Origin of the sequence: Myxococcus llanfairpwllgwyngyllgogerychwyrndrobwllllantysiliogogogochensis, from assembly GCF_006636215.1 — a bacterium.
Classification (GTDB): domain Bacteria; phylum Myxococcota; class Myxococcia; order Myxococcales; family Myxococcaceae; genus Myxococcus; species Myxococcus llanfairpwllgwyngyllgogerychwyrndrobwllllantysiliogogogochensis.
Genome location: NZ_VIFM01000132.1, coordinates 22,106 through 29,996, shown reverse-complemented (window position 1 = coordinate 29,996; position 7,891 = coordinate 22,106). Strand labels below are relative to the sequence as shown.

At 69.7% G+C, this 7,891-nt stretch carries 4 protein-coding genes; 3 read left to right on the top strand and 1 reads right to left on the bottom strand.

Features of this window, described 5'->3' with window-relative positions; genetic code table 11:
* A partial coding sequence (locus tag FJV41_RS28235; RefSeq protein ID WP_141645673.1) for an AAA family ATPase occupies positions 1-1,998 on the top strand: 1,998 nt, incomplete at its 5' end.
* The gene (locus FJV41_RS28230) at positions 1,995-2,930 is read left to right on the top strand and encodes a Rossmann-like and DUF2520 domain-containing protein (protein ID WP_141645672.1); all 936 of its coding nucleotides are present in this window, start codon (positions 1,995-1,997) and stop codon (positions 2,928-2,930) included. The genes FJV41_RS28235 and FJV41_RS28230, both read left to right, overlap by 4 nt.
* Here FJV41_RS28230 and FJV41_RS28225 read toward each other — a convergent pair.
* Positions 2,923-4,239: a hypothetical protein gene (locus tag FJV41_RS28225; RefSeq protein WP_141645671.1), complete on the bottom strand. Its 1,317-nt coding sequence runs from the start codon at positions 4,237-4,239 to the stop codon at positions 2,923-2,925. The two genes, FJV41_RS28230 and FJV41_RS28225, sit on opposite strands and share 8 nt — an antisense overlap.
* Before the next feature lie 223 nt (positions 4,240-4,462).
* On the opposite strand from FJV41_RS28225, the gene FJV41_RS28220 reads away from it, so the two are divergent.
* A complete protein-coding gene (locus FJV41_RS28220) occupies positions 4,463-7,891 on the top strand; it encodes a hypothetical protein (protein ID WP_246137462.1) in 3,429 nt (1,142 codons plus the stop codon).

Sequence of the window (7,891 nt, the reverse complement as noted above, 5' to 3'; positions counted from 1 at the left end):
CCGCCACGCGTCACCACTCCCGCCCTCTCTCCGAGGGACCTCATCGACGTGGACGACGACGAGGCCCAGGCAGCGCCCCCGCCCAAGGCCGCTCCTCCTCCCGCCGCGCCCGCCCCGGTGGCCCGCGCGGTGCCGCCGCCGGCTTCGACGCCCCTCGCCGCCACGCCGGTGTCGCGCCCCGCGCCCGCTGCTCCGGCGGCCCGAGGCACGTCGCTGGCGTTGGACCCCAAGGCGTTTCCGATGTTGACGTCGCTGGGTCGCAACCTGAGCCAGCTGGCCCGCGAGGGTCGGTTGGATCCAGTGGTGGGCCGCGCGCGGGAAATCGAAGAGGTCATCGACGTCCTGGGCAAGCGCCGCACCAACAACCCGTGCTTGCTGGGTGAAGCCGGCGTGGGGAAGACGGCGGTGGTGGAGGGCGTGGCGCAGCGGCTGTTGAGCCTGCGCGGGAGCCTGGCGGAGAAGGTGGTCGTCGAACTGGACATGGCCTCGCTGGTCGCGGGCACGCAGCTGCGGGGTTCCTTCTCCGAGAAGCTCAACACGCTGAAGGAAGAGGTCCGCCGCGCGGAAGGCCGCGTGATGGTCTTCATCGACGAGATTCACACGCTGGTGGGCGCGGGCTCCACGGGTGATGGCCCGCAGGACGCGGCCAACGAACTGAAGACGGCCATGGCACGGGGCGAGTTCCCCTGCATCGGCGCCACGACGCACGACGAGTACCGCAAGTTCATCAGCGCGGACCCGGCGCTGGAGCGGCGCTTCACGCCGGTCGTGGTGCACGAGCCGTCGGTGCCGGACACGGTGGAAATCCTGCGCGGCATCATCGGTCGCTACGAGGAGCACCACGCGCTGCGCTACCGGCCGGAGGCCCTGGAGGCCGCCGCGTCGCTGGCCAGTCGGTACGTGACGGACCGGTTCATGCCGGACAAGGCCATCTCCGTGGTGGACCTGGCGGGCAGCCGGTGCCACCGCGAGGGGCGGGACGTGGTGGAGGTCTCGGACGTGGCGCGGGTGGTGGCGAAGCTCGCGGGCGTGCCGGAGGAGCGGCTGTTGATGAACGACTCGTCGCGCCTGCTGCGGCTGGAGCAGGACCTGAGCGAGCGGGTCATCGGGCATGAAGAGGCGATTGCGCGCATCGCGCGGGTCATCCGCCGCAACTACGCGGGCTTCGCTTCGCGGCGGCCCATGGGCAGCTTCCTCTTCCTGGGCCCCACGGGCGTGGGCAAGACGGAGATGGCGCGCGGGCTGGCGGAGGTGCTGTTCGGCAATCGCGACGCGCTCGTGCGGCTGGACATGAGCGAGATGTCGGAGGCGCATGGCGTGTCGCGCCTCATCGGCTCTCCCGCGGGCTACGTGGGCTTCGGCGAAGGTGGCCAGCTCACCGAGCCGGTGCGTCGGCGCCCTTCGTCCATCGTGGTGCTGGACGAAATCGAGAAGGCGCACCGCGAAGTGCAGATGCTGTTGCTCCAGGTGCTGGAAGAGGGACGGCTGACGGACGGCAAGGGTCGGCACATCGACTTCTCCAACACCGTCATCGTGATGACGACCAACCTGGGCGCGGAGGCCTTCTCTCGCACGGGTCGTCCGCTGGGCTTTGGCTCGGAGGGCTCGGCGACGACGAACGCGCTGGAGCTGGCGGCGTCCGCGGCGCGCAAGGCGCTGCCCCCGGAGCTGTGGAATCGCATCGACGAGCGGCTTCCCTTCCGTCCGCTGGAGGAGGAAGAAGTCGCGCGCATCGCCACGCTGTTGCTGGAGGAGAGCAGCAAGCGGCTGTCCACCGAGCGCGGCATCGAATACGTCGCGGGCCAGGACGTGGTGGGCCACCTGTTGAAGTCGGGCGGCTTCGACCCGCAGCTCGGGGCGCGGCCCATGCGGCAGATGGTGCAGCGGCTCGTGGAAGGACCGCTCGCCGAGCGCATCCTCTCGGGTGAGTTCGGCGCGGGCGACAAGGTGCGCGTCGCGCTGCTCGCCGGTCAGCTCGCGTTCCAGCGGGTGCGATGAGCCCCCGCGTCTCACGGACGCGCGGCGGCAAGGGGACGGGGAAACCCGCTCCCGGGACAGGCACGGGCTCCTCTCGGAAACGTGCCGTCCGCGCATCACCTCGCCGCGAAACGCGGCCGTCCCTCGTCATCGTCGGCACGGGGAGGCTGGGCGGTGCGCTGGGCCTCGCGCTGAGCGCCTCGGGCTGGCCCGTGCGCATGCACTCGCGGAGCGATGAGGGACGCCTTCGCACCGAAGCCCTCGGCCTGAAGCCCGCGACTCCCGAGGACTTGAGGCGCGCGCGCCTCGTCCTGCTCTGCGTCCCGGACGCGGAGGTGCCCCACGTCGCGGAGACACTCGCCACCACCCTGCCCCGCTCCGTCGCCCTCGTGCACACCGCGGGCGCGCTCTCCCTGGGCGCGCTGGGCCCACCACGAGGTCGCGCGCTGGGCTCGTTCCACCCACTCTGCGCGGTGTCCTCCGCGCGCGACTCCCTCGCGGGACATACCGCCTCCATCAGCACCCGCTCACGCACGCTGAGAGACGTGCTCCGTCGCATGGCCGTCGACGTGGGACTGAACGCCATGGAAGTGCCAGAGGGACACCGGGCCGCCTACCACGCGGGTGCGGTGATGAGCGCGGGACTCATGGTGGCCCTGGCGGACGCGGCGGTCGCGGCGCTCGGTGCCGCGGGCATTCCACCGAAGGACGCCCTGCCGGCGCTGCTGCCCCTGATGCGCTCCGCCCTGCGCGGCGTGGAAGCCCGGGGCCTCGCGGGAGGCCTCACCGGCCCCATCGTCCGGGGTGACGCGGGCGTGGTGGCCGCGCATCTCGCGGCGCTCCCCGACGACGTCACCCCCATCTACCGACTGCTGTCGCGGCGCGCCTTGAAGCTGGCCTCGGAGCGTCTTCGCCCCGAGTCGCGCGCCGCGCTGGAGAAGCGGCTCAGGTGATGATCAACGAGCCCTGAAGGCCCTTGCGCACGGAGCCGAGCGCCCGCTCGGAAGCGGCCTCCGCCTCGGTGAGCCGGCGCAGGCACAGCTCGCCCTGACCCGACGCCACACCGCGCTGCAGGTCCGACAGCAGCGTGAGCGAGGCCTGGAGCATCTCCTTGCCCTGCGGCGTGTCGTTGACCGGCTTGCCAGCGGCCTTCGCCACGGCCTCGCCGAACGCCTTGATGGTGCCGCCGAGCTTGGCCGCGTCGAAGCTGGCCAGCAGCGGCTTGATGCGCGCGGGGTCGATGCGGATGAGTCGCAGCGCGCCCACCCGAGCGAAGCCCGGGTGCAGCAGACCGATGTCGCTCATCTCGAACGCGCCCAGCAGACCCTCGTCCGGAGCGGGGTGCGCGTGCGGCACCACGTCCACGAACAGGGGCAGCGCATCCGCGCCCTGGCGGTACAGCTCCACCTCCTCGTCATCCAGCGGCGGGAAGGAGGTCGGCGCGCCGATGAAGAGCAGCGGCAGGACGATGTCGTGCCAGAAGTCCTCGGGCGCGGAGCCCGTGCCATTCACCGTGGCGAACAGGTGGACCATCAGCTCGGCCAGACGCGGGGCGCGCTCGGCCTGCTCGATGAGCGTCTTCGTCGGATCCAACCGCTGGAGGGACTGGACGATCTGCCCCTCGAACTGCTGGCGAGCCTCCGCCGGAAGGTCCTGCGCACGACCCAGCGCGTTGCGCACGTCGCGGGCGAGCACGTCCGGCTTGGTCTCCAGCGTCGTCGTCGCCTTCTTCGGGTCCACGACGACGAACTGGAGGAAGCCCGGGTCGAACAGGCGCTGGTAGTCCACCGGCGTCAGCTTCGGCGCCTGACCGCCCAGGGCCTGGGCCGGGTTGGTGCCGAAGCGGGCCTGCCCCAGCGAGCGGCGGATGTCCGCCGCCAGGTCATCCAGCCGGCTCAGCTTGCTTTGACCCAGTGCGTCCATCGCCGCGCCAAAGGGCGACAGCATGATGATGGCCTCGGGAAAGCCCAGCGTGGCGCCTTCCGGAGAGTCGCGGTTGGGGAACCAGAACGCGTTGTGCTCCACGATGAGGCGCATGGCGAACGCGCCAGCCAGACCCAGGGCCACCGTCTGGTGCTCGGGCTTGTTCACCTGGAAGGGGCCACCCAGCACCTTCGCGACGGCCTTCTCCACGTCCGCCCAGGGCGCCTTGACCAGGTCGATCGGCTTGCCCTCGGCCTGTTCGAGGGCCGCGGCGACCTGGAGCTGCGCCTGGTGGACATGCTGGGGGACAGGATGCGCCTGGGGTTCCGGTTGGGACATGAAGGAATCCGAAATCGAAAGGGAAGCGGTGGGCCTCCCCTTACCGTGAAAAACGCGTTCGTGGCTACGATTTGTGGCCAGTAGGATGGCCCGCATGCCTGCTTCCCGCTGGCGCCTGCGCTGGCATGCCGTAGCCGTCTGTCTCCTGCTGACATCCTGGGGGTGTGCTTTCGTCACACCTCGTTTTCCCCAAGACATCCAGACGTCGTTCGCGCGCGACCCGATGCGCAAGCTGACGACCGCGTCACTGGAGCTCTACTACCCGGAGCAGTTGCGAGGCCCCGCGCTGCGGATGGCGGCGCGGCTGGAGGGCTGCGTGGAGCAGTTGCGCGCGCAGACCTGGCGCAAGGAGCCGCGAGCGCGAGTCCTCGTCTACATGACGAGCGCGGACTTCAACAACGCGTACGTGGTGCCGGACTACGCGAGCATCCCGCAGCAGATGGTGGTGCCCGCGAACGTAACGCTGGAGCTGTTCCACCTCTTCGGGTTGGGCGAGGTGGATATCGGCGACGTGGCCTGCCACGAGGCCGTGCACTACGTGCAGCTCCAGCAGACGAACGGGCTCTGGGGCTTCCTCAACGACTTCACTGGCGGCCTGTTCCAACCCAACACCTTCACCGAGTCGTGGTTCCTGGAAGGCCTGGCCACGTACTACGAGGGCCGCTTCGGCAAGGACACGGGGCGTCCGCACAGTCCGGTGTGGCGGGGCTGGTTCGACTCGGTGGTGCAGGCCCGGGATGGGCGGATGGACCCGGGGTTCCTGTCACCCGAGAACCGGGCATTGGACCCGTTCGGCGGCAACTACCTCACGGGCATGCACTTCGTGGAGTACCTGGCCACGAAGTACGGCGAGGCGAAGCTGTGGAAGCTGGTGGACAACCAGGGCACCACCGTCATTCCACCCATCGCCGTGACGCTGCGATTCAAGGGTGTCTATGGCAAGGACATCGGCTCTCTGTTCGCCGAGTACACCAAGGACCTGCGTGAGCAGCTCATCGTGCGGGAGCGGCCGCAGTCGCAGCGCGTCTGGATTCCCGAAGCGGGGTACTTCTCGCGCCTCGCCTCGCATCCGTCTACCGGCGTGACGGCCCTGGTGAGCGTGGGGCGGGAACAGTACTCGCGATTGACGGTGCGTGAGCCGGATGGACATGTGCGGTTCGAGCGGCCGTTGGTGGAGTTGCTGCCCTTCCGCCGCTGGGTGCTGGGGTCGTCGACGCTGGTCAGCGGCATGTCCTTCAGCGCGGACGGTGCGTGGCTCTACCTGGTGATGGCGGACCTGAACGCGGTGGGCGCATACGACGCGAAGCTGTGGCGCGTGGACGCGCGCACGGGTGAGGTGGTGCGCGTCTGGGATGACGTGAAGGGAATGGGCGGGAGCGTCACCCCAGATGGCGCGGCGTATGTCTATGTCCGCGTCGAAGGAGACACGGCGAACCTGAGGCGGTTGGAGCTGGAGTCGGGCAAGCAGGAACAGCTCACCCACTTCGACGCGAGCGCTCCGCTGGGCCCACCGGCCGTGTCCCCGGATGGGACGCGGATGGTGTTCCCACTGAAAGGGAACCAGGGCTGGGACCTGGTCGTGCGCGAGGCGGATGGAAGCCTGCGCTGGCTGACGCGGGATGGACTGTTCAACTACTCGCCGCGCTGGCTGGACGCGGACCGCATCGTGTTCCTGCGCGAGGACACCGGACGACTCCAGGCGCATGTGATGACGGTCTCCACGCGGGAGCTGGCGCGAATCACCGATGCACCGTTCCTGGTGATGGACGTGAGTCCCATGGGCACCGGTGAAGTGGCCTTCCTGAACAGGGATGGGGCCTCGTTCACCATCGACCGTGCCGCTGTGTCCGCGATGACGGAGCGGGTAAACGCGGCGGTGTTGCCGTCCGGCATGCAGGCGCCCACGTCGTCTCCCGATGAAGCGCCTTCGCTGCGCGCCGAGCCGGGAGTGCCTCCCGCGAACGCGCCCGCTGGCTCCGGCACCGGGACACCTCCGCCACCCCTGGCGGACACGTCGCCGATGAGCCCGCCGCCTCTCACCTCGGCGCCCGCCGTCACGACTCCCTCGGAGCAGACGCCTCCGCCGCCCGCGCCCGAGGAGCTTTCGACCTTCCCCAGCACGGCGCCTCCCGGCGGACAGAACGCGGGGATGTCGCCCGAAGCACTCGCGGCCTTTCCTGGAGCGGCCTCTTCCGAAAGCCCCGACGCGGGAGCATCGCGCGACACGCTCACGGCCACTCCCAGCACGCCAGATGCAGGAACGCTCGCGGCTCGCCCTGGAACCAGTGCCTCGGGTGGACCGGATGCGGGAGCATCGCCCGACACGCTCGCAAGCACCCGGGACGCGGGGACCTCGTCACCTGCCCAGGCGCAGGGACCCGCGACGTCCGAGCCGCCCCCTGGAGGTTTCACGCCCTTCCCTCCAGGTTCCACGGACACGCCAGTGGAACCCGCTCCAGTGGCTCCGCCGCTCGCGGGAGCCCTTCCGGTGGAGCCCATCGCATCCACCACGGGCAATCTCGAAGCGCCTGTCGGCGCGCCGCCACCCGACCCAGGCAAGCCCGTGACGGTCCTCACCGATGAGCCCTACTCGACGCTGGAGGGCTTCCTCATCCCCGAGTTCCGCCTCCCCTACCTGTGGGTCGCGAGGGAGAGCGACGACTCGGACGACTTGTTGTTCAGCGGTGGGTTGTCGCTCGCGGGCCAGGACCGGCTCGGCTTCCACGCGTACGCGCTGAACTTCTCGTACAGCACGCAGGACGAAGAGCCCAACGTGTCGCTCGCATACGGCAACGCGCAGCTCGCCCCCTGGTACTTGCAGGCCTCCGTCGCGCGCGTGCGCGAGAACGAGCGCACCGACCTCCAGGCCCTGGCGTACGCGTCCCGCACGTTCTGGACGACACCGGTGACGATTGGCGTGCTGGCGCTGCATCGTGAGTACGACGCCGTCGGCCAGTTCCCTCGGCTCGTCACGCGGCTGATTGGACCCGAGGTCTCCATGTCGTACTTCGCGGGTGACGCCACGTCCTATGGTGGTCTCCAGCGTGGACTGGGAATCTCCGTGAGCGGCGCCGTCTATCCCGGAGCGTTCGCGCTGGACTCGACGGTGGGCGACGTCCGCCTGGGCCTGGACGGCTTCTTCGGCGGATTCTTCGGCGGGAAGGACAACCTCCAGCTCAGCGCTGTGGGGCGCTACCTGCCGGGTGCACCCGAAGGGCTGCTCGAAGTCGGTGGCTTCAGCGCCGGCCAGACCTGGTACAGCAGCCGGCGCTCGACGGAGACGAGTCGCCTCCCCCTCCAGCTCCAGCCGGGCATCGCGTTCAGCGAGTACGTGCGCGGCTACGAGGACATCACGATTCGCGCCAGGAACGCGCTGATTGGCGGCGCGACGTACCGGTATCGCATCATCGTCGACCACGGTTGGGCGTCCACGCTGTGGCTGCTGCCGTCGCTCTTCGTGCGCAACTTCGAGATGGACGTCTTCGCGACGCTGGCGCGGACGGACAACCGGGACAATCACGGCGCGTTTGGCGCGGCCATGTCCATCCAATTCACCATGGGGCAGGCCGTGCCCTTCTCCCTCTTCTACCAGTTCGCCCGTCGCTACGACGATGGGCTGGGAGACCTGCACCTGGTGGGAATCGGCCTCTAG